Source organism: Amycolatopsis sp. DG1A-15b (assembly GCF_030285645.1).
In the GTDB taxonomy this organism is placed as follows: domain Bacteria; phylum Actinomycetota; class Actinomycetes; order Mycobacteriales; family Pseudonocardiaceae; genus Amycolatopsis.
The window spans coordinates 8,765,624-8,786,205 of the sequence record NZ_CP127296.1 but is presented as its reverse complement, the minus strand read 5'-3'; the positions used below and the strand labels follow the sequence as shown (position 1 = coordinate 8,786,205).

Sequence of the window (20,582 nt, the reverse complement as noted above, 5' to 3'; positions counted from 1 at the left end):
GAACTCAACTCCCAGAAGTCTCACGTGTGCTCGCTTTTCGGGGGTCCGGGTTCCGAAACCCCGGATGTCACGGCGGGTTCAGTCGAGCCCGTCGACGAGGGCGAACAGCTCCTCGTCGCTGGCCGTGTCGAGATCGTCGGACGGGTCCGGCCGCGCCTCGGCCGCCTCGGCGGCCTTGAGCAGTTCCCGCAGCCGCGCGGTGATCCGGTCGCTGTCCGGGGCGCCGGCGGCCGCGATGGCCGCCTCCAGCCCGGCGAGCCCGGCCAGCACCGCGTCGGTCGGGGACGCCTCGTCGACGCCGAGTTCCGCCCGCAGGTGCCGGGCCAGCGCGAGCGGGTTCGGGTGGTCGAAGACCAGCGTCGCGGGCAGTTTCAGCCCGGTCGTCTCGCGCAGCCGGTTGCGCAGCTCCACCGACGTCAGCGAGTCGAACCCGGCGTCCTTGAACGCCGCGTCCGCGCGGACGCCGGAGCTGTCGGCGTGCCCGAGCACGACGGCGACCTGGCCGCGGACGAGGTCGAGCAGCAGCGCTTCCTGTTCGGCCACGGCGAGCCCGGCCAGCCGGCGTTCCAGGCCGCCGTCCTCGGTGGCCGCCGCCCGCGCCGCCTGCCGGCCCGCCCGGACCAGCCCGCGCAGCAGGTGCGGCACGGTGCCGCCCGCGGCCGCGTCGGCCCGCACCTCGCGCAGGTCGAGCTCGATCGGCACCAGCAGCGCCTCTCCGGCCGCGAGCGCCGCGTCGAACAGCTCCATGCCCTCGGCGGACCCCAGCGCCCGGACGCCACCGCGGCCCTCGCGCCGGCTCATCCGGGCCAGGGTGAGGTCGTCGATGGTGTCCGCCATGCCGGTGAGCTGCTCCCACGGGCCCCAGGCCAGCGAAAGCCCGGGCCGGCCCGCCGCGCGGCGGGCGGCCATCAGGCCGTCGAGGAAGGCGTTCGCCGCCGCGTACCCGCCGCTGCCCGCGCCCATGAAGATCGAGGAGGCGGACGAGTAGGCGATGAACGCGTCGAGGTCGAGGTCGCGGGTCAGCTCGTCGAGGTGGCGGACCGCGTCGACCTTGGGCGCGAACACCTTGGCCAGCCGCTCCCGGGTCAGCGCCCCGGTGACACCGGCGTCGAACACGCCCGCCGTGTGCACCACCGCGGTCAGCGGGTGGTCCTTCAGCAGCGCGGCCACCTGGTCCCGGTCGGAGACGTCGCAGGCGGCGACCGTCACGTCGGCGCCGTGCCCGGTCAGCTCGGCGACGAGGTCGTCGATGCCCTCGGCGTCCCGGCCCCGCCGGCTGGCCAGCACGAGCCGCCGCACGCCGTGCCGGGTGACCAGGTCGCGGGCCGCGAGCGCACCCAGCGTCCCGGCGCCGGAGACCAGGACCGTCCCGTCCGGACGGAACGTCAGCGGGGCTTCCGCCGGTTCGGTGACGCGGGCGAGCCGCGGCACCGAGAACGTCGTGCCACGCAGCGCGAGCTGCGGCTCACCGGTCGCCAGCACCGCTTCCAAGGGCACTTCGCCGTCGGTGTCCAGCAGGACGAACCGGTCCGGGTTCTCCGCCTGCGCGGCCCGGACCAGCCCCCACACCGCGGCACCGGCCGGGTCGCGCACCACACCGTCGCCGGCGGGCACCGCACCCCGGGTCACCACGACCAAGCGGGCTTCCTCCGCCGCGTCGGAAAGCCACGTCTGCAGGGCGGCCAGCACCCGGCCGGCCAGTTCCAAGGGCTCCGCACCGACGGCTTCGAGCACCTCGGCCCGATCGGCGGGCACCGCAGTGTCCACAGTGGGCAGTTTGGTCCAGTCCACCCGGTACAGCGAGCTGGTGCGCGCGGTGTCCAGCCGGTCGAGCGCCACCTCGCGGAGGATCAGCGAATCCATGGTCAGGACCGGGGCACCGGTCTCGTCGGCGGCCTCGACGGTCAGCGCGTCCGGCCCGCCGGGCGCGACGCGGACCCGGAGGCCCGCGGCCCCGGCGGCGTGCAGCGCCAGCCGGTTCCACGAGAACGGCATCACGGACTTGCCGGGCACGCCGGACGCGGCGATCGTCCCGGTCTGCAGGGCCGCGTCCAGCAACGCCGGGTGCAGGCCGAACCGGGCGGCGTCCTCCCGCCGGTCGCCGGGCAGGGCGACCTCGGCGAACACCTCGTCCCCGCGCTGCCACACCGCCCGCACGCCCTGGAACAAGGGCCCGTACGCGTACCCGCGCTCGGCGAGGTCGGCGTAGAAGGCGCCGATCTCGACGCGCTGCCCGTCCGGCGGCGGCCACGCGGTGAAGTCGAAGCCAGGGCCACCCGCCGGGGTCGCCGACACTGTGCCGGTCGCGTGCCGGGTCCACACGTCGTCGCGCTGGGAGTGGACGTCCACCGTGCGCGCGCCGTTCTGGTCCGGGCCGCTCACCGTGACCTGGACGTTCACCCCGCCCTGCGCGGGCACGAGCAGCGGCGCCTCGGTCACGAGTTCGTCCAGCACCGGGCAACCGGCTTCGTCGCCGGCCCGCACGGCCAGCTCGACCAGCCCGGTGCCGGGGAACAGCACCACCCCGCCGATGGTGTGGTCGGCCAGCCACGGGTGCGTCCGCAGCGACAACCGCGAGGTGAAGACCAGGCCGTCCGACTGCGGCAACCGGACGACCGCGCCGAGCAGCGGGTGCGCCACTTCGGCCTGGCCGAGCGAGACGGCGTCCGCCCGCGCGGCCGGCTGGAGCCAGAAGTGCTGGTGGTCGAAGGCGTACGTCGGGAGGTCCACGCGCGCGGGCGGCACCAGCGTGGCCCAGTCCACCCGCACACCGCGGACGAACAGCTCGGCCATCGAAGTCAGCAGGCGACGCAGGCCGCCGTCGTCGCGCCGGAGCGTCCCGGTGACGACCGCATCGGTGAGCTCGCTGATCGGCTGCACCAGCACCGGGTGCGCACTGACCTCGACGAACACCCCGTGCCCCTGTTCGATCAGCGCGGCCACCGCCGGGCCGAACCGGACCTGGTTGCGCAGGTTGCGGTACCAGTACCCGCCGTCGAGGACGCCGGCGTCCCGCACCCGGTCGCCGGTGACGGTGGAGTGGAACGGCACGTCCGGGGCCCGCGCCGTGATCCCGGCCAAGGTCTCGGCGAGGGTGTCGCGGATGTCCTCGACGTGCCGGGTGTGGGAGGCGTAGTCAACGGCCACCTGCCGGACGCGGACGCCGTCCCCGGCCAGCACCTCCAGGGCCTCGTCGAGGGCCTGGGCGTCGCCCGCGATCACCACCGAGGCGGGGCCGTTGACCGCGGCCACCTCGATCCGGCCGTCCCACAGGGCCAGCCGCGCGGTGGCCTCGGCTTCGCTCAACGCGACCGACGCCATGCCACCGCGGCCGGACAGCCGCGCCGCGATCGCCTGGCTGCGCAGGGCAACCACCTTCGCGGCGTCGTCGAGGGTGAGCGCCCCGGACACGCAGGCCGCGGCGATCTCGCCCTGCGAGTGGCCGACGACGGCGTCCGGCCGGACACCCACCGACTCCCACACCGCGGCCAGCCCCACCATCACCGCGAAGCACGCGGGCTGCAGCACCTCGACCCGCTCCAGGTCACCCTCGCCACGCAGGACGTCCAGCAGCGACCAGCCGGTCCACTGGTCCAGCGCGGCCGCGCACTCCTTGATCCGCTCGGCGAACACCGGGGACGCGTCGAGCAGTTCCCGGCCCATGCCGGCCCACTGCGTCCCCTGTCCCGGGAACACCCAGACGACCTTGCCCGGTTTGCCCGCGCTCCCGGTCACGACACCGGGCGCGGCTTCACCGCGCGCCAGCGCACCGAGCCCGGCCGCGGCTTCCTCGTCCGAACCGGCCACCACGACCGCGCGATCCTCGAGCAGCGCGCGCCCGGACACCAGCGCGCCGGCGAGGCTCGCCAGTGGCACGTCCACCCCGGTCAGCCGTTCGGCCTGACCGGCCAGGGAACCCTTGCCGCGCGCGGAGACCACCAGCGGCACGACGTCCACGGGAGCCGGCACGGGCGCGGCGGGCTCCTCCGGCGCTTCCTCGATGATCAGGTGCACGTTCGTGCCGCTGACCCCGAAGGACGACACCCCGGCCCGGCGCGGCCGGTCGCCGCGCGGCCAGCCGCGGCTCTCGGTCAGCAGTTCCACCGCGCCTTCGGACCAGTCCACCTGCGAGGTGGGCTCGTCGACGTGCAGGGTCGGCGGCATGACGCCGTGCCGCAGCGCCTGCACGACCTTGATCACGCTCGCCACGCCCGCGGCCGCCTGCGTGTGCCCGATGTTCGACTTCAGCGAGCCGAGCCACAACGGCGTCTCCCGCTCTTGGCCGTAGGTCGCCAGCAACGCCTGCGCCTCGATGGGATCGCCCAAGCTCGTCCCGGTCCCGTGCGCCTCGACGAGGTCCACATCGGACGGTCCGAGGCCGGCGTCGGCCAGCGCGGCGCGGATCACGCGCTGCTGCGAAGGGCCGTTCGGAGCGGTCAGGCCGTTCGACGCGCCGTCCTGGTTCACCGCGCTGCCGCGCAGCACGGCCAGCACCCGGTGGCCCCGCTCGCGCGCCACCGAAAGCCGCTCCAGCACGAGCACGCTGATGCCCTCGGCCAGCACCATGCCGTCGGCGCCCGAGGCGAACGCCTTGCACCGCCCGTCGGTGGCCAGGCCCCGCTGCCGGGAGAAGACGACGAAGGAGTCGGGGCCCGACATCACCATCGCGCCGCCGGCCAGGGCCATCGAGCAGTCCCCTCGACGCAGGGCCTGTGCGGCGAGGTGCATCGCCACCAGCGACGACGAGCACGCCGTGTCGATCGTGACGGCCGGCCCCTCGAACCCGAAGACGTAGGAGACCCGGCCCGAGGCCACGCTCGACGCCAGCCCGGTGCCCGCGAAGCTCTGCATCTCCGGCCCGGTCAGGCCGCCGCCGTAGCCCGACCCGCCCGCGCCGGTGAACACGCCGACGTCGGTGCCCTGCAACGAGGCCGGGTCGAGGCCGACGCCTTCCAGCGCCTCCCAGGACGCCTCCAGCAGCAACCGCTGCTGCGGGTCCATGGCCAGGGCCTCGCGCGGCGAAATCCCGAAGAAGCCGGGGTCGAACAGGGCCGCGTCGTGGAGGAAGCCACCCCGATCGGTGTACGACGTCCCCGCGTGGCCGGGGTCCGGGTCGAACAGGGTGTCCAGGTCCCAGCCGCGGTCGGTGGGGAACCCCGACACGGCGTCGCCGCCCTCGGCCACCAGCCGCCAGAGGTCACCGGGCCCGGTGACACCACCGGGCAGCCGGCAGGCCATGCCGACGATGGCGATCGGCTCGCCGGCCGCGTCGGCGAGCTGCCGGTTCCGCTTCTTCAGCGTGCCGACCTCTTCGAGCGACTTCCGCAGCGCCTCGACGACCTTTTCATACGACGCACTCACCACTTGCCCCAATCACTCGTCGCCGAAAGCCAGTTGCACGAGGTCGTCGACGCCCAGGTCGGCGATCGACCGCTCCTCGCCCGCGTCCTCGGCCGCGATGGACGCCAGCGCGTGCCGCAGCCGGTCGTCCGCCTCGTGCCCGTTCCCATTGCTCTCCGGGACCAGCCGCGCGCCCAGGTAACGGGCCACCGCAAGGGGATTCGGGTAGTCGAACACCAGCGTCGCGGGCAGTTTCAGGCCGGTCGCCTCACGCAGCCGGTTGCGCAGTTCCACCGACGTCAGCGAGTCGAACCCGGTGTCCTTGAACGCCGTGTCCGGGCGCACGGCCTCCGGCCCGTCGTAGCCGAGCACCACCGCGACCTGCCCGCGCACCAGGTCGACCAGCACCGCCGCGCGCTCGGCCACCGGCAGCCCGGCGAGCCGCCCGGCCAGCCCACGGTCCACAGTGGACGCCGACCGCGCCTGGGTCCGGCTGGGCCGGACCAGACCGCGGAACAGGACCGGAACCGTGCCCGCCCGCATCGCGGCGAGGTCGAGCTTGATCGGCACCAGCAGGGAGTCGGCCATCCGCAGCCCCAGGTCGAACAGCGCCAGGCCCTCGGCCCGGGTCAGTTCCAGGACGCCGTTGCGGCTCGCCCGCGCGTGGTCGACGTCGCTGAGGTGGGCGGCCATGCCGCTGCTGCGTTCCCAGAGGCCCCAGGCCAGGGACAGGCCCGGCAGGCCCGCGGCCCGGCGACTCGCCATCGCCGCGTCCAGGAAGGCGTTGGCCGCCGCGTACGGACCCTGTCCCCCGCCGCCCATCACCCCGGCGACGGACGAGAACACGACGAACGCGCCGAGGTCCCGGTCGCGGGTCAGCTCGTCGAGGTGAATCGCGGCGGTGACTTTGGCCGCGTACACGTTCGCCAGCTGATCGGGCGTCAGCGCCTCGATCACGCCGTCCTCGAAGACGCCCGCGGTGTGCACCACCCCGGTCAGCTCCGGGAGGTCCGCGAGCAGAGCGGCCACCTGGTCGCGATCCGAGACGTCACAGGCCACGAAGGACACGTCCGCGCCTTCGCCGGTGAGCTCGGTGATCAGGTCCTGGGCGCCCTCGGCGGCCAGGCCCTGCCTGCTGGCCAGCACCAGCCGGCGCACGCCGTGCCGGGTCACCAGGTGCCGGGCGACCAGCGCGCCCAGCGATCCGGCGCCCGAGACGAGGACCGTCCCGTCCGGGTCGAACGCGGCGGGCGCGTCCGCGATCCGGGTGGCGCGGGCGAGCCGGGGCACGAAGACCGTCGTCCCGCGCACCGCGAGCTGCGGCTCACCGGAGGCCGGCACCGCGCCCAGCGGAACTTCGCCGTCGGTGTCCAGCAGGACGATCCGGTCCGGGTGCTCCGCCTGCGCGGACCGGACCAGGCCCCACACCGCGGCCGCGGCCGGGTCGGTCAGGGTGTGGTCGCCGCCCGCGGGCACCGCGCCGCGGGTCGTCACGACCAGCCGGGATTCCTCGAGCGCGGGCGCGGCCAGCCACGCCTGCACGACTTCCAGGGCCCGGGTGGTGACGGCCAAGGCGTCCGCACCGGCGGCTTCCCAGACCACCACCGGTGGCACGTCCGCCTTCTCCGCCAGGGCTACGACGTCGTCGGCGGTGTCCACCTGCCGCCACGGCGGCGGTTCCGCACCCGGCACGGCGGGCAGTTCGGTCCAGTCGACGCGGAACATCGCGTCGTGGCCCGTGTCGGCCGCCGCGCCCAGCTGCTCGGCCGAAACCGGCCGGGAGACGAGCGATGCCATCGTGAGGACCAGGTCGCCGGTTTCGTCGGCGGCTGCCACGGAAAGCGCGTCCGAGCCGCTGGGCGAGAGCCGGACCCGCAGGGCCGAAGCACCCGCGGCGTGCAGGACCAGGCCGTTCCAGGCGAACGCGAGCACCGGCTCTCCGGGCTCGCCGCCGACCGTGGCGGCCTGCAGCGCCGCATCGAGCAGCGCCGGGTGGACGCCGAACCGGCCCGCGTCCTTGCGCAGGTCCTCGGGCAAGGCGACCTCGGCGAAGACGTCACCGCCGCGGCGCCACACCGCCCGCAGCCCCTGGAACGCCGGCCCGTACCCGTACCCGCGCTCAGCCAGGTCGGAGTAGAAGGTCTCGACGTCGATGCGCTCGGCGTCCGCGGGCGGCCAGGCGTGGAAGTCGAGCTCGGGCGCCTGGCCCGGCGCCGACGACAGCACACCGGTGGCGTGCCGCGTCCAGCTCCCCGTGCCGCCGTCGCGCTGGGAATAGACGTCCACCGCGCGCGTGCCGGTCTCGTCCGGGCCGCTCAGCGCGACCTGGACCCGGACCGCGCCTTGGGCGGGCACGACCAGCGGCGCCTCGATGATCAGCTCGTCGAGGGCGGTGCACCCGGCTTCGTCGCCGGCGCGCACGGCCAGTTCGGCCAGCCCGGAGCCGGGGAGGATCACCACGCCGCCGACCGCGTGGTCGGCGAGCCACGGGTGTGTCCGCACCGACAGCCGCGAGGTGAACACCAGGCCGTCGGACTGCGGCAGCTCGACGACCGCGCCCAGCAGCGGGTGGTCGGCCGCCGCCTGGCCCAGCGAGGCCGCGTCGGTCGCGGACTCGGCGGGCCGGAGCCAGTAGTGCCGGTGGTCGAAGGCGTACTTGGGCAGGTCGACCCGGGCCGTCCGCGGCAGGACCGCGGTCCAGTCGAGCGGGACACCCCGCACGAACAGCTCGGCCATCGACGTCAGCAGGCGGCGGAGGCCACCGTCGTCGCGTCGGAGCGACCCGGTCACCACCGCGTCGTCGCTGAGTTCACCGAGCGGCTGGACCAGCACCGGGTGCGCGCTGACCTCGACGAACACGCCGTGGCCCTGGCGAACGAGTGCCGCCACCGCCGGGCCGAACCCGACCTGGTTGCGCAGGTTCCGGTACCAGTAGCCGCCGTCCACGACCCCGGCGTCGGTGATCCAGTCACCGGTCAGCGTCGAGAAGAACGGCACCGCCGGGGCCTGGGCTTCGATTCCGGCCAAGGTTTCGGCCAGCAGGTCCTCGATGGCTTCGACCTGGTTGGTGTGGGATCCGTAGTCCACGGCCACCCGCCGGACGCGGATTTCCTGACCGGACAACGCTTCGAGGGCCTCGTCGAGGGCGTCGGCCGCCCCGGCGATCACCACGGAGGTGGGGCTGTTGACCGCGGCGACCTGGACCCGGTCGGCCCACGGCGCCAGCCACGCGGTCGCGTCTTCATCGCTCAACGCGACCGAGGCCATGCCACCGCGGCCGGCCAGCCGGGTGGCGATCGCCTGGCTGCGCAACGCGACCACCTTCGCCGCGTCCGGCAGCGACAACGCCCCCGACACGCAGGCGGCGGCGATCTCGCCCTGCGAGTGGCCGACGACGGCATCCGGGCGGACACCTGCCGATTGCCACACCGCGGCCAGGCCGACCATCATCGCGAAGCTCGCGGGCTGCACGACGTCCACGCGATCCAGCAGATCGGACTCGCCGCGCAGCACATCGAGCAGCGACCAGTCGATCCACGGCTCCAGCGCGGCCGCGCACTCGGCGACCCGCTCGGCGAAGACCGGCGAGGAGTCCAGGAGTTCCCGGCCCATGCCCACCCACTGCGAGCCCTGGCCGGGGAACACCCAGACGAGCTTGCCCGGCGAGCCCGCCCGCCCGGTGATCACGGCAGCCGAACCTTCGCCGCGGGCCAGCGCCTCCAGGCCCGTCACGGCTTCTTCGCGGGAGCCCGCGACGACGACCGCGCGTTCGCTCAGCGCGGCCCGGTTCGTCACCAGCGCCCGGGCCACGCCCGCCAGGGGTACGTCACCCCCCGCGAACCCGGCGAGCCGGCCGGCCTGAGCGGCCAGGGAAGTCGTGCTCCGCGCGGAAACGACGACCGGCACCACCGGAACCTCGGGTGTGGGCACCGGTTCTTCGGCGGGGGCCTCTTCCAGGATCAGGTGCGCGTTCGTGCCGCTGACGCCGAACGCGGACACCCCGGCCCGGCGCGGGCGGCCGGTGCGCGGCCACTCGCGGGCTTCCGTCAGCAGTTCGACCGCACCGGCGGACCAGTCCACCTCGGGAGTCGGCTTGTCGACGTGCAGCGTCGGCGGCAGCACTTCGTGCCGCAGCGCCTGGACCATCTTGATCACGCCCGCGACGCCCGCGGCCGCCTGCGCGTGCCCGATGTTCGACTTCAGCGACCCGAGCCACAACGGCGTCTCGCGATCCTTGCCGTACGTGGCCAGCAGGGCCTGCGCTTCGATCGGGTCACCCAGGGTCGTCCCGGTCCCGTGCGCCTCGACGACGTCCACATCGGACGGGGTCAGCCCGGCGCTCACCAGCGCCCGGCGGATCACCCGCTGCTGCGAGGGCCCGTTCGGCGCGGTCAGGCCGTTGGACGCGCCGTCCTGGTTGACCGCGCTGCCGCTGAGCACGGCCAGGATCCGGTGCCCGCGTTCCCGCGCCACCGACAGCCGCTCGAGGATGACCACGCCGACGCCCTCGGCCCAGCCGGTGCCGTCGGCCGCGGCGGCGAACGCCTTGCAGCGCCCGTCGACGGCGAGGCCCCGCTGGCGGGAGAACTCCACGAACGCGCCGGGGTTCGCCATCACCGTCGCGCCACCGGCCAAGGCCATCGAGCACTCGCCCTGCCGCAGCGACTGCGCGGCGAGGTGCATCGCGACCAGCGAGGACGAGCACGCCGAGTCGATCGTCACCGCCGGGCCTTCGAACCCGAACACGTACGACACCCGGCCGGAGGCCACGCTCGACGACCCGCCCGTGCCCGCGAAACCCTCCAGCTCCGGCGTGACGACGCTGTCCCCCGGCGCGACATAACCCTGGCCGAACATGCCGGTGAACACGCCGACGTCGTTGCCCTTCAGCGAAAGCGGGTCGAGCCCGGCATCTTCCATGGCCTCCCACGAGGCCTCCAGCAGCAGCCGCTGCTGGGGGTCCATGGCCACGGCCTCGCGCGGCGAGATCCCGAAGAAGCCCGCGTCGAAGAGCCCCGCTTCGTGCAGGAACCCGCCATGCCGGGTGTAGGTCTTGCCCGGACGGGCCGGGTCGGGGTCGTACAGGCTGTCGGTGTCCCAGCCGCGGTCGGTGGGGAAGCTCGACACCGCGTCCCGGCCTTCGGCGACCAGCCGCCAGAGGTCCTCGGGCCCGGCGACCCCGCCCGGCAGGCGGCACGCCATCCCGACGATGGCGATCGGCTCGTCGAGGTCGGCTTTCGCGGCCGCCGCGGCCACCGGCGTCTCCGCCGCGCCACCGAGTTCGTCACGCAGGTGGCGGGCGAGGGCCTGGGGGTTCGGGTAGTCGAAGACCAGCGTCGCGGGCAGCTTCAGGCCGGTGGCGGTCCGCATCCGGTTGCGCAGCTCGACCGCGGTCAGCGAGTCGAAACCGGCGTCCTTGAACGCCGTGTCGACGCGGACGGCACTCGCGTCGGCGTGCCCGAGCACGGCCGCCACCTGCGCCCGGACGAGGTCCAGCAGCAGCGTCAGCTGGTCGGCCGGGGCGAGCCCGGCCAGCCGTCCGGCCAATCCGCTGTCCGCAGTGGACGCCGTACGCGCCTGCTGCCGCCCGGTCTTGACCAGGCCGCGCAGCAGGTGCGGCACGGCCCCGCCCGCGCGGAGGTCCAGCTTCGCGGGCACCAGCAGCGACTCGCTCGAGCCGAGGGCGGCGTCGAACAGGTCCATGCCCTCGTCCTGCGTCATGATCTGCAGGCCCCCGCGCCGGCTCATCCGGGTGCGGGTGGCCTCGTCGGTGTTGGCCGCCATGCCGGTGCTCTGGTCCCACAGGCCCCACGCCAGCGACAGGCCCGGCAGCCCGGCCGCCCGGCGGTGGGCCATCAGGCCGTCCAGGAACGCGTTCGCGGCCGCGTAACTGCCGCTGCCCGCGCCCATGAACACGGCGGAAACCGAGGAGTAGACGACAAAAGCGTCGAGGTCCCGGTCGCGGGTGAGTTCGTCGAGGTGGGTGGTGGCCGTGACTTTGGGCGCGAACACCCCGGCCAGCCGCTCGCGGTCGAGCGTTTCGATGACGCCCGCGTCGAGGACACCGGCGGTGTGCACCACGGCGGTGGGCCGGTGCTCGTCGAGCAGAGCGGCCACCTGGGCGCGATCGGAGACGTCACACGCCACCACGGACACTTCCGCGTCCAGCTCGTCGACCAGGTCGGCCACGCCATCGGCGGCCGGCCCCCGACGACTCGCCAGCACCAGCTTCCGCACGCCGTGGCGCTCCACCAGGCGCCGGGCCACCAGGCCGCCGAGCGCACCGGCGCCCGAGATCAGGACCGTCCCGTCCGGGCGGAACACCGGCTCCCCGCCCTGCTCCGCGCGGGCGAGGCGGGGCACGAAGAACTTCCCGCCGCGCACCGCGATCTGCGGCTCGTCACTCGCCAAGATCGGGATCTCGCTGTCGGTGTCGATCAGGAAGATGCGGTCCGGGTTCTCCGCCTGCGCGGCCCGGACCAGGCCCCACACGGCCGCACCGGCGGGGTCGGTCAACGCACCGTCACCGGCGGGCACCGCACCGCGGGTCACCACGACCAGCCGGGCGTCGTCGGCCGCGTCGGCGAGGAACCGCTGCACGGCTTCCAGGACGCGAGCAGTCAGTTCCAGGGGCTCCTCGCCGAAGGCTTCGAGCACCTCCACCTGGCCCGACGGCGCGACACTGTCCGCAATGGACAGTTCGGTCCAGTCGACCCGGTACAGCGATCCGGCGCGAGTCTTCCCGGCCGAGAGTTCCCGGCCCACCACCGAATCCGCCGCGACCACCAGGCCGCCGGTCTCGTCCGCCGCCTGGAGGGCCACACCTGACTCACCGGGCACCAGCCGGACCCGCAGCGCCGAGGCGCCCGCGGCGTGCAGGACCAGTCCGTGCCACTCCGCCGGCTGCTCGCCGGCCGCGAGGACCGGACGCAAGGCCGCGTCCAGCAGCGTCGGGTGGATGCCGAACGCGCCGGCGTCCTGTCCCTCCGGCAGGGTGACCTCGGCGAAGATCTCCTCTCCGCGCCGCCAGAAGCCGTCGACCTGCTGTGCGCCGGCCGGCGGCCAGACGGTGAAGTCGAACGGCTCGTGCGCCGGAGCGGTCGCCGACAGGTGCCCGGTGGCGTTCCGGGTCCAGTCCTCGTCGCCTTCGCGCTGCGAATACACCTCGACCGTGCGCTCGCCGGGTCCGCTCAGCGTGACCTGCACGCGCAAGCCGCCGCTCTCCGGCAGCACCAGGGGCGTCTCGACGGTCAGGTCGTCGACGACCGGGCACCCGGCTTCGTCACCGGCCCGCACGGCCAGCTCGACCAGCGCGGCGCTCGGGACGCCGTCGGCCAGCCACGGGTGCGACCGCACCGACAGCCGCGCGGTGAACACGAGCCCGTCGGACTGCGGGAGCGGCAGGACCGCACCCAGCAGCGGGTGATCGGCGCCGGCCAGCCCGAGCGCGGGCGCGTCGGCCGCGGCGGGCGGGCTGAGCCAGAAGTGCTGGTGGTCGAAGGCGTAGGTCGGCAGCTCGACGCGCGCGGGCGGCGCCATCGTGGCCCAGTCGACCGGGACACCACGGACGAACAGCTCAGCCATCGACGTCAGCAGCCGCCGCGGGCCGCCGTCCTGCCGCCGGAGCGTCCCGGTGACCACCGCGTCGACCTCGGTGCCATCCACGACGTCGGCGATCGGCTGGACCAGCACCGGGTGCGCGCTGACCTCGACGAACACCCCGTGGCCCTGAGTCAGCAGCTCGGCCACGGCCGGGCCGAAGCCGACCTGGTTGCGCAGGTTCCGGTACCAGTAGCCGCCGTCGACGACCCCGGAATCGGTGATCCACTCGCCGGTGACCGTGGAGTAGAAGGGCACCATCGGCGCCTGCGCGGTGATCCCGGTCAGAGTCTCGGCGAGGGTGTCCTGGATGTCCTCGACATGCCGGGTGTGAGACGCGTAGTCCACCGCCACCCGCCGTGCTTCGAGTGCTTCCACGGCCTCCGTCAAAGCTTCGGCGTCGCCCGCGATCACGACCGAGGACGGGCCGTTGACCGCGGCGATCTCGACACGGCCGTCCCACGGCGCGAGCCGGGCGGCCACCTCGTCGTGGCCGAGCTGGACCGACGCCATGCCGCCACGACCGGACAGCTCCGCCGCGATCGCCTGGCTGCGCAGCGCGACCACCTTCGCCGCGTCCTCGAGGGACAGTGCACCCGACACGCAGGCCGCGGCGATCTCGCCCTGGGAGTGGCCCAGCACCGCGTCGGGCACGACGCCCACCGAGGCCCACACAGCCGCGAGCCCGACCATCACGGCGAAACTCGCGGGCTGAAGCACGTCGACCCGGTCGAGCAGGTCGGTCTCGCCGCGCAGGACGTCCAGCAGCGACCAGTCGATCCACGGCTCCAGCGCGGCCGCGCATTCTCCGATCCGCTCGGCGAACACCGGGGACGCGTCCAGGAGCTCCCGGCCCATGCCCGCCCACTGCGTCCCCTGGCCGGGGAACACCCAGACGACCTTGCCGGGCATCCCCGCGCTGCCGGTCACCAAGCCGGTCGCGCTTTCGCCGCGCGCCAGCGCCGTCAGCCCGTCCCGGGCCTCCTCGGCCGAGCCCGCCACGACGACGGCCCGGTCGGTCAGGGTCGCCCGGGTCGACAGCAGGGCACCCGCCACGCGGGTCAGCGAGACGTCCTCGTCGAGGAACGCCGCCAGCCGTCCGGCCTGGCCCGCCAGGGAACCGTTGCTGCGCGCGGACACCACCACGGGCACCACGCCGTCGGGCACGTCCGCCTCGGAAGTCTCCTCGGCGGGCGCCTCTTCGAGGATCAGGTGCGCGTTGGTGCCGCTGATGCCGAACGACGAGACGCCGGCGCGGCGCGGGTGGCCGTTGCGCGCCCACTCGCGGCCCTCGGTCAGCAGCTCGACCGCGCCCGCGGACCAGTCCACCTGCTTGGTGGGTTCCTGCACGTGGAGGGTCGGCGGCAGGGCGTCGTGCCGCAGCGCCTGGACCATCTTGATGACGGCCGCCGCGCCCGCGGCCGCCTGGGTGTGACCGACGTTCGACTTCAGCGAACCGAGCCACAGCGGCTTTTCCGGGTCGCGGTTCTTGCCGTAGGTGGCCAGCAGCGCCTGGGCCTCGATCGGGTCGCCCAGCGCGGTCCCGGTGCCGTGCGCCTCGACGACGTCCACTTCGGACGGCTGCAGGCCGGCGCCGGCCAGCGCGCTGCGGATCACCCGCTGCTGCGAAGGCCCGTTCGGCGCGGTCAGGCCGTTCGAAGCGCCGTCCTGGTTGACCGCGCTGCCGCGCAGCACGGCGAGGACCCGGTGCCCGCGTTCGCGGGCCACCGAGAGCCGTTCGAGGACGACGATGCCGACGCCCTCGGACAGGACGGTGCCGTCCGCGCCGTCCGCGAACGCCTTGACCCGGCCGTCCTCGGCCATGCCGCGCTGCCGCGACATGCCGATGACGCCGATCGGCGAGCCCATCACGGCGACGCCACCGGCCAGGGCCATCGTGCACTCACCCTGCCGAAGTGCCTGCGCGGCCAGGTGAATCGCGACCAGCGACGACGAGCACGCCGTGTCCACCGTGACCGCCGGGCCTTCGAACCCGAAGGTGTAGGACACCCGGCCCGAGGCCACGCTGCCCGCGGTGGCCGTGGTGACGAAGCCTTCGAGTTCGGCGGGCATGTTGCTCAGGGACTCGAGGTAGTCGTGGATGGAGACGCCGGAGAAGACGCCGACGGCGTCGCCGCGGGCCTTCGTCGGGTCGATGCCTGCGCGCTCCAGGGCTTCCCAGGACGCTTCGAGCAGCAGGCGCTGCTGCGGGTCCATGGCCAGGGCTTCGCGCGGCGAGATCCCGAAGAAGCCCGGGTCGAACAGCGCGGCCTCGTGCAGGAAGCCGCCTTGGCGGATGTACGCGGTGCCCGGGCGTTCCGGGTCGGAGTCGAACAGGCCGTCCAGGTCCCAGCCGCGGTCCTCGGGGAAGGCCGACATACCGTCGCGGCCCTCGGCGACCATCCGCCACAGGTCGTCGGGGCTCATGACGCCGCCCGGGAGCCGGCAGGCCATGCCGACGATGGCGATCGGCTCGCCCGCGTCCGCGACGGCCGCCACCGGCGCGGCGGGCGCTCCGGCCACCGTTTCGCCGAGTTCCTCGCGCAGGTGACGGGCGAGCGCCACCGGCGTCGGGTAGTCGAAGACGAGCGTGGCGGGCAGCTTGACACCCGTCGCCGCGCTCAGCCGGTTCCGCAGCTCGACCGCGGTCAGCGAGTCGAAGCCGAGGTCGCTGAACCCGCGGGTGCCCTGGGCCAGCTCGGGGGCGTTGAAGCCGAGCACCGCGGCCGCCTCGGCCTGGACGATGCCCAGCAGCACCGCTTCCTGCTCCTCGGCGGGCCGCCCGGCGAGCTTGTGGACCAGGCCGCCACCGCCGCTCGCCGCGGTCGTGCGTGCCACGCGACGGCTCGCGCGGACCAGGCCGCGCAGCAGGTGCGGCACCTCCCCGCCGGCGGTGGCCTGGCTGCGCAGGGTCCGCAGGTCGAGCTTGATCGGGACCAGCAGGGCCTGCTCGGCCTGCAGGCCGATGTCGAAGCTGTCGAGAGCTTCGGCGGGTGTCATGGCCAGCACGCCGCCGCGGCTCATCCGGGCCTGGTCGGTGGCGCTGAGGTGCGCGGTCAGGCCGTCGGCCTGCTCCCACAGGCCCCACGCCAGGGACACGCCGGGCAGGCCCGCCGCGCGGCGCCCGGCCATCAGGCCGTCGAGGAAGGCGTTGGCCGCCGCGTAGTTGCCCTGTCCGGCCGAGCCCATCAGCGCGGCCGCGGACGAGAACACGACGAACGCGTCGAGTTCGAGGTCGCGGGTCAGCTCGTCGAGGTGCTGAACAGCATCGACCTTCGGGGCGAACACCCCGGCCAGCCGCTCCCGGTTCAAGGCCCCGATGACACCGTCGTCCAGCAGGCCCGCCAGGTGCACGACGCCGGTCGGGCGGTGCTCGGCCAGCAGCGCGGCCACCTGGTCCCGGTCGGAGACGTCGCAAGCCACCACGGACACCGACGCACCCTGCCCGGTCAGCTCCGTGACGAGGTCTTCGGCAGCCACCCCTCGACGACTCGCGAGCACCAGGCGCCGGACGCCGTGGCGGGCGACCAGGTGCCGGGCCACGAGGCCGCCCAGCGAGCCGGTGCCGCCGGTGAGCAGGACCGTCCCTTCCGGACTGAACACGGCGGGCGCCTCGGGCACTTCACCAGTGGCTCGAGACAGCCGCGGGACGGAGAAACTGTTGTCGCGCACGGCGATCTGGGGTTCCCCGCTGCCCAGCACGGCAGCCAGCGGAACGTCCCCGTCGGTGTCCACGAGGATGATCCGGCCGGGGTTTTCCGCCTGCGCGGCCCGCACCAAACCCCACACCGCGGCACCGGCCGGGTCGGTCACCTCGCGCACGGCGCCGCGGGTCACCACGACCAGCCGGGCGTCGTCGGCCGCGTCGGCGAGCCACAACTGCACGGCTTCCAGCACCCGGCTGGTCAGGTCCAGGGGCTCCCCGCCGACGGCTTCGAGCACCTCGACGTGGTCCGTGAGCGCGTCTTCGGCTCGGGGCAGCTCGACCCAGTCCACCTGGAACAGCGAGTCGCGCTCTTCGCCCGCCGCCGTCTCCAGCTGCGCGGCCGACACCTCGCGGGACACCAGCGAATCCATGGTGACGACCAGGCCACCGGTCTCGTCGGCGGCCTGGAACGTCAGCGCGTCCGGACCGCCCGGCGCGACCCGCACCCGCAGCGCGGACGCACCGACGGCGTGCAGGACCAGGCCGTTCCACGCGAACGGCAGCACGTTGCGGTCGTCGTCCGGGTTGGCGAAGGCGTTCGTGTGCAGGGCGGCGTCCAGCAACGCCGGGTGGAGGCCGAACTTCCCGGCGTCCTCGCGGTGGTCGTCGGGCAGCGCGACCTCGGCGAACACCTCGGTGTTGTCCCCACTACCGCGCCGCCACACCGCCCGCATGCCCTGGAACGCGCCGCTGTAGGCGTACCCGCGCTCGGTCAGGTCGGCGTAGAAGTTCTCGACGTCGATCGGCTGCGCCCCGGCGGGCGGCCAGGCGGCGAAGTCGAAACGGCTCGGTTCCCGGGACGTCGACGCTCCGAGGAGACCGGTCGCGTGCCGGGTCCATTCGTCACCGTCTTCCCGCAGGGAGAAGACGTCCACCGCGCGCGAACCGGTTTCGTTCGGCCCGCTCACCGCGACCTGCACGCGGACGCCGCCACGCTCGCCGAGCACCAGCGGCGCCTCGATCACGAGCTCTTCCAGGACGCCGAAGCCGAGCTCGTCACCGGCGCGCAGCGCGAGGTCGACGTACACCGTGCCGGGGATGAGCACGACCCCGCCGATCGCGTGCCCGGCCAGCCACGGGTGCGACTTCAGCGACAGCCGCGAGGTGAAGACCAGCCCGTCGGACTGCGGCAGCGGGACGACCGCGCCGAGCAGCGGGTGCTCGGCGCCGGCCAGGCCCAGCGACACCGCGTCGGTCGCCGACCCGCCCATCCGCAGCCAGTAGTGCTGGTGGTCGAAGGCGTACGTCGGCAGCTCGGCCCGGCGGGACGGCGGCAGCACGCGGGACCAGTCCACGGTCACGCCGCGCACGAAGAGCTCGGCCGCCGAGGTCAGCAAGCGCCGGAGGCCACCCTCCTCGCGCCGCAGCGTTCCCGTCACCACGGCTTCGGTGTCGTCGACGAGCTCGTTGATCGGCTGGACCAGCACCGGGTGCGCGCTGACCTCCACGAACACCCGGTGCCCCTGCTCGACCAGGTCGGCCACGGCCGGGCCGAACCGCACCTGACGACGCAGGTTGCGGTACCAGTAACCGCCGTCGAGCACGCCGGCGTCTTCGACCCAGCCGCCGGTGACGGTCGAGTAGAACGGCACTTCCGGGGCCTGCGCACGGATCCCGCCCAGCATCTCGGCCAGTGCGTCGCGCGCGGCTTCGACGTGCCGGGTGTGGGAGGCGTAGTCCACCGCCACCCGCCGGATCCGGACGCCCTGGTCGTCGAGCGCGTCGAGGGCTTCGTCCAGCGCCTCGGCGTCCCCGGCGATCACCACGGACGTCGGCCCGTTGACGGCCGCGACCTCCACCCGGCTCGCCCACGGCTCGAGCCGCGCGGCCGCGTCCTCTTCGCTCAACGCGACCGAGGCCATGCCGCCGCGACCGGCCAGTGAGGCGGCGATCGCCTGGCTGCGCAACGCGACCACCTTCGCCGCGTCCTCCAGGGTCAGCGCCCCGGACACGCACGCGGCCGCGATCTCGCCCTGCGAGTGGCCCACCACGGCCTCGGGTTCGACGCCCAGCGAAGCCCAGACCGCGGCGAGCCCGACCATCACGGCGAAGCTCGCCGGCTGCACCACGTCGACCCGGTCCAGGAGGTCGGCGTCGCCGCGCAGCACGTCGGTCAGCGACCAGTCGACCCACCGCCCGAGCGCGGTCTCGCACTCGGCGATCCGCGCGGCGAACACCGGAGAGGCGTCCAGGAGCTCCCGGCCCATGCCGGCCCACTGCGTCCCCTGCCCCGGGAACACCCACACGACCTTGCCCGGCGCACCCGAGCCGCGGCCGGTGAGCAGGCCGGGGGCGCTTTCTCCGCGGGCCAGTGCCTGCAGCCCGGTCACAGCTTCTTCGGGGGAACCGGCCACCACGACAGCGCGCTCGCTGAGCATCGCGCGGCCGGACACCAGCGTCCCGGCGACATCCGCCAGGGAGACGTCGCCGACCTCGGCCAGCCGACCGGCCTGGGCCGCCAGCGAAGCGGCGGTCGCCGCCGACACCACCAGCGGGACCACACCCGCGGGCGTCGGCTCTTCGGTCACCGGCTCGTCCTCGGGCGCTTCTTCGAGGATCATGTGCGCGTTCGTGCCGCTGGCGCCGAACGACGAGATGCCGCCCCGGCGCGGGTGGCCGTTGCGCGGCCACTCCCGGCTCTCGGTCAGCAGCTCGATCGCCCCGGCCGACCAGTCCACCTGCGGCGTGGGCGCGTCGACGTGCTGAGTCGCCGGGAGCTGCCCGTGCCGCAGCGACTGCACCATCTTGATCACGCCGGCCACGCCGGACGCCGCCTGCGTGTGGCCGACGACGGACTTGACCGAGCCCAGCCACAGCGGCCGCTGCGGGTCGCGCCCCTGCCCGTAGGTGGCCAGCAGCGCCTGCACCTCGATCGGGTCGCCGAGGACCGTGCCGGTGCCGTGCCCCTCCACCGTGTCCACATCGGACGGTGACAGCCCGGCGCCGGCCAGTGCCTTGCGGATGACCCGCTGCTGCGCCGGGCCGTTGGGTGCGGTCAGGCCGTTCGACGCGCCGTCCTGGTTGACCGCGCTGCCGCGGATGACGGCCAGCACCTGGTGCCCGCGCTCGCGCGCCACCGACAGCCGCTCCAGCAGCAGCACCCCGACACCCTCGGCCCAGCCGGAGCCGTCGGCGGCCGCGGCGTAGGACTTGCAGCGTCCGTCGAAGGCCAGCGCCCGCTGCCGCGCGAAGCCGACGAACCCGCCCGGCGTGGCCATCACGGTCGAGCCGCCCGCGAGCGCCATCGAGCACTCACCGCGCCGAAGTGCCTGTGCGGCCAGGTGGATCGCCACGAGCGAGGAGGAGCACATGGTGTCGACCGTGACGGCGGGGCCTTCGAGCCCGAGCGTGTAGGCGACGCGGCCGGAGGCGACGCCACCCGCGGTGCCCAGGGCCCGCTCCAGGCTCATGAACCCCTCGAACCCGCTGAGGTCGGGGGCGTAGTCCTGGTGCACGACCCCGGCGTAGACGCCGATGTCGCTGCCCCGCACCGAATGCGGGTCGATGCCGGCCCGCTCGAGGGTTTCCCAGGACACCTCCAGGAGCTGCCGCTGCTGGGGGTCCATGGCCAGCGCCTCGCGCGGCGAGATGCCGAAGAACCCGGCGTCGAACTGGGCCGCGTCCTGCAGGAAAGCGCCCTCCCGCACGTACGTCGTGCCGGGGTTGTCGGGGTCCGGGTGGTAGAGGCCTTCGACGTCCCAGCCACGGTCCTCCGGGAAGCCGGTGTAGACGTCGGCGCCTTCCGACACCACCCGCCAGAAGTCCTCCGGGCCGCGGATCCCGCCCGCGTAGCGGCAGGCCATGGAGACGATCGCGACGGGCTCCGCGGCGGCCGCGGCGAGCGCGCTGTTCTCCTGCTGAAGCCGGACGTTCTCCTTCAGCGAAGCGCGCAGTGCGTCAACGATCTGCTCGTTCGGCGCGGACATGTTCTTCCTCC

2 protein-coding genes are annotated in these 20,582 nt (G+C 74.3%); both read right to left on the bottom strand.

Annotated elements, in window-relative coordinates; translation table 11 throughout:
* Positions 1-78: 78 nt before the first annotated feature.
* Positions 79-5,364, bottom strand: coding sequence for a type I polyketide synthase (locus QRY02_RS40790; protein ID WP_285988056.1), 5,286 nt, complete (start codon positions 5,362-5,364; stop codon positions 79-81).
* 9 nt (positions 5,365-5,373) lie between these two features.
* A complete protein-coding gene (locus QRY02_RS40785) occupies positions 5,374-20,571 on the bottom strand; it encodes a type I polyketide synthase (RefSeq protein ID WP_285988055.1) in 15,198 nt (5,065 codons plus the stop codon).
* Positions 20,572-20,582: the final 11 nt, after the last annotated feature.

Excerpts from the sequence above, each read along its gene's own strand:
- QRY02_RS40785 (WP_285988055.1), bottom strand. The coding sequence starts at position 20,571 with ATGTCCGCGCCGAACGAGCAGATCGTTGACGCACTGCGCGCTTCGCTG.